The organism is Eudoraea sp., assembly GCF_049665975.1.
In the GTDB taxonomy this organism is placed as follows: Bacteria; Bacteroidota; Bacteroidia; order Flavobacteriales; family Flavobacteriaceae; genus Eudoraea.
In genome coordinates this window covers 1-3,945 of the sequence record NZ_JBATGR010000242.1, presented here as the reverse complement: position 1 = coordinate 3,945, position 3,945 = coordinate 1, and the positions used below count along the sequence as shown (strand labels likewise).

Annotated in this window: 4 protein-coding genes; 1 reads left to right on the top strand and 3 read right to left on the bottom strand. The window is 36.7% G+C overall.

Going from position 1 to position 3,945, the window contains the following annotated elements; all coding sequences use genetic code 11:
• Positions 1-217: 217 nt before the first annotated feature.
• Positions 218-1,888 (bottom strand): asparagine synthase B, encoded by a 1,671-nt coding sequence (gene asnB / locus WBN20_RS08895; RefSeq protein WP_424281431.1) that lies wholly within the window; start codon positions 1,886-1,888, stop codon positions 218-220.
• Between the two features lie 244 nt (positions 1,889-2,132).
• On the opposite strand from asnB, the gene WBN20_RS08890 reads away from it, so the two are divergent.
• On the top strand, positions 2,133-2,678 hold the full coding sequence (locus WBN20_RS08890) for a DUF2911 domain-containing protein (RefSeq protein WP_424272688.1): 546 nt from the start codon (positions 2,133-2,135) through the stop codon (positions 2,676-2,678).
• A 348-nt stretch (positions 2,679-3,026) separates the two neighbouring features.
• Here the strand turns inward: WBN20_RS08890 and WBN20_RS08885 are convergent, their stop codons facing one another.
• A complete protein-coding gene (locus WBN20_RS08885; RefSeq protein ID WP_424272689.1) occupies positions 3,027-3,440 on the bottom strand; it encodes a hypothetical protein in 414 nt (137 codons plus the stop codon).
• Positions 3,441-3,494: 54 nt separating this feature from the next.
• Positions 3,495-3,945, bottom strand: a 451-nt coding sequence (locus WBN20_RS08880; protein ID WP_424281430.1) for an OmpA family protein, incomplete at its 5' end; no start/stop codon positions are given.

Below are 3,945 nucleotides of genomic sequence, written 5' to 3'. Positions count from 1 at the left end.
GCAGTGGTAATCCTTATTTTTATGGTCTTATATCAGGTATATTAATTATGATCTTTACCTAAACAGATATTACTTCCAGTACATTTAGCAACACTAAATTATTTAACAAAAGAAGCACCAATATATTGGCGCTTCTTAAGGACTAATTAAAAAGAACCTTACTCCTTGAGAAAGTAGTTTGGGCTAACAGAATTTCCGCTCTCCGGAAATACCGGATTTATTTTTGATAAGCATCATCATGAACATTGGCAACAGCACGTCCGGAAGGATCATTCATGTTTTTGAAGGTCTCATCCCACTCCAGTGCAATCTTAGTACTGCAGGCCACCGAAGGCTCCTGTGGCACAGACCATGCAGCTGCATCACTAGGGAAATGTCCCTCAAATATAGATCTATAATAAAATTCTTCCTTTGTGGTCGGAGTTTGAATGGGGTATCTGAATTTGGCATTAGCCAATTGTTCGTCAGATACTTCCTTATTCACAACTTCCTTCAATGTATCTATCCAGCTATACCCAACCCCATCTGAAAATTGTTCTTTTTGCCTCCAGGCAACACTTTCTGGCAATACAGATTCAAAAGCTTTACGCACCACCCATTTTTCCATGCGTTCACCATTAATCATCTTGTCTTTTGGATTAATCCGCATGGCCACATCTATAAATTCTTTATCCAGAAAAGGAACCCGACCTTCAATACCCCAGGCTGCTAAAGATTTATTTGCCCTTAAGCAATCATACATATGTAGCTTGCTTAATTTCCTAACAGTCTCTTCATGGAAATCCTTAGGACTTGGTGCCTTGTGAAAATATAGGTAGCCACCAAATAATTCATCCGCACCTTCACCCGAAAGGACCATTTTAATGCCCATAGATTTTATTACCCGGGCCATTAGGTACATAGGCGTTGATGCCCTGATGGTTGTAATATCGTAGGTTTCCAGGTTATAAATTACATCCTTGATTGCATCGAGGCCTTCCTGGATAGTAAACTTAATTTCATGATGGATAGTGCCTATATGATCGGCGACTATTTGGGCGGCTGCAAGATCTGGTGATCCTTCCAGTCCTACAGAAAAGGAATGTAATTGAGGCCACCAAGCATCTTTGGTATCGCCAGACTCTACCCGCTTTTGAGAATATTTTTTGGCTATTGCTGAGGTAACTGAAGAATCAAGACCCCCGGATAGGAGAACCCCATAAGGCACATCAGACATCAGTTGCCTGTGAACTGCTGCTTCCAGGGCATCCCTTATTTCATCAATACTTGTTTGGTTTTCCTTTACTGCTTCGTAATCCATCCAATCCCTGGTATACCACCTCTTTAATTCCCCGTCACTACTATGCATATAATGTCCTGGTGGGAAAAGCTCTATTTTCGTGCAGGTGCCTTCTAATGCTTTTAGTTCTGAAGCAACATAAAAGGTCCCGTTTTTATCCCAACCCATATACAATGGAATAATACCCATATGATCTCTGGCTATAAAATATTCATTTTTTTCAGAGTCATAAATTGCAAACCCAAAGATTCCATTCATATCATCTAAAAAATCTGGTCCCTTTTTCTGATATAAAGCCAGAATGACTTCACAGTCAGATTCTGTACTGAAAGTGTAGGATCCTTCAAATTGCTTTCTTAATTCTCTATGGTTATAAATTTCCCCGTTGGCCGCTAAGACAAGTTTCTGATCTTCACTAAACAGGGGTTGTTTTCCAGATGCAGGATCCACAATTGCCAAACGTTCATGGGCCAATATAGCCTTCTCATTTGCATAAATCCCACTCCAATCAGGACCTCTGTGCCTTACTTTCTTAGACATTTCCAATAATTGGGGTCTCAGGGTTTCCGTATTTTCCTTTACATTAAATGCACACACTATTCCACACATTCTTTAAAGATTTTATTAATTATTAAGCAAAGATGATCATTAACATATTAAATTGAAATATATATATGAATATATATTTCATATTGTTATATCATAAGTAATAATTGATAAGATTAGTAATCAAAACTTCTAAAATTGTAGTGTTAAACAAACATTTTGTAAGCAGTTAAAATTTTAACGACTTTTTATAAGAACCCAATGGGTTTACTAATTAGATTTGATGAACATAAAAACAAGCACAATTATGAAAAAAGTATTGACACTAACTATCATGGCATTAGCCATAGTTTTTACAAATGAAATTACCGCACAAGAATTTAGCGGGATGGATAAAAGCCCGGCGGATATTGCCTCATATCCCAGCAGTTACAAAGTTTCCGAAAAGTTGATAAAGGTTGTATATAGCAGACCACAATTAAAAGACAGATCACTTTCCCAACTTGCACCTGATGGAAAAGTATGGAGAACAGGAGCGAACGAGGCTGCTGAGATTACCCTTTATAAAGATATGATGTTTGGAGATACTTCAGTAAAAGCAGGAACTTATTCTCTATTCACTGTACCCGGTGGATCTGAATGGACGATTATTTTAAACAGCAATTTGAATCAATGGGGAGCTTATTCTTATGATACGTCTGCTGATGTAGCTAAGACTAAAGGTTTTGTAAGTAAGGGAGATGAATCATTGGAAGCATTTTCAATTGGATTCAAGGAAGTAGACAATGGTGTACATATGGTATTAGGATGGGGCACTACAAGAGTAGCGGTTCCTTTTAGCCTAAGTATGTAATAAAATAATGATGATGATGTAAAAAGCCGTAGTGTGGAACTTCGGCTTTTTTTTGTTTGATATTTTAAGAATTCCTCTGAACTTCCTACTTATATAAAACTTCCATCACGTACAGCAAAAGCCGTGCTAGTCGAAAAGTTATCATCAACTGTATAGACATTTGCATTCAGCACCAATAGATCAGCTGTTTCCTTCGGTACTTCGCAGGCAACAAATAAAAGAGCTAATATGAATAGGAGGTTTCTCTTGTTTAAATTTTTATAGTAAAGTCTGAGTAAAATATTTCCTTACGGCCTTATTTCCTGGAAGGACAAATAGTTAGTGGCTATTTAATTAGTTTGTATAACCTCAAATTCGACGATTACCTTCAAGCATAAAAGTACCGTCAGGGGTATAGCTTTCGCCTTTAAAAGAATCCCCATCCATAATAAGTGCCACGTCTACCATACTTCCTTCAATATCTACAGAGAAAGTCAGTTTGTTTTTATCAACCCTTACATTATCTGCTGGCAGGTTACCTGCGGGCAACTCTAGTTTTACAGTGTAAACTTTCTTTTTTTTAGAAATATGCAATACGCCAGAACTATATTCCACTGGTACATCTTGCACGGAATAATCCCAACTTCCGGTCCATTTCTTTTTTTTAACAACAATATCAGAACTTTCAACCATATCCAAAGTATTACACATTTCAAGAGAATAGCTATTAGAAAATATCAGTAATAATGATATGAGGCCGAAATTCTTTAAAGATATTTTCATTTGAAAAGTTATTATGTTTAAGCCTAAATATACAGCATTTTTTTGAACAAAGATTCACTCCTTTTTCGAAATAATAAATGCTACACGCCTATTCTTCTGTCTGCCCTCTTCTGTTTCATTACTTGCTATAGGTGCACTTCCACCATGACCTTCCCAACTTATCCTATCCTCTGAAAGCCCAAGTTCTATTAAATATTGAGCAACAGCGGAACATCTTCTGACTGACAAATACTGGTTATAGAAATTAGTTCCAATATTATCTGTATGTCCGTCAACAGTTATCTTAAGAGACTTATTTGCATCCAGATAGTTATAGATCTTTTGAATATCTGTTTTGGCGGAATCCAATAGCTTAAATTCATCAAAATTGAATAGCACGCTTTTAAAAATATGAGTTTTATCCAGTTCATAATTTTCCGTTACGAGATCCGGATCAGGAGATGAATTCAAAAGAGAACCTGGTATTTGCGCCAGATTTAATGTAACCATATCCAGATAATAATAA

Bases quoted from the DNA above. Each gene is read 5' to 3' on its own strand.
- asnB (WP_424281431.1), bottom strand. From the start codon at position 1,888: ATGTGTGGAATAGTGTGTGCATTTAATGTAAAGGAAAATACGGAAACC.
- WBN20_RS08890 (WP_424272688.1), top strand. From the start codon at position 2,133: ATGAAAAAAGTATTGACACTAACTATCATGGCATTAGCCATAGTTTTT.
- WBN20_RS08885 (WP_424272689.1), bottom strand. From the start codon at position 3,440: ATGAAAATATCTTTAAAGAATTTCGGCCTCATATCATTATTACTGATA.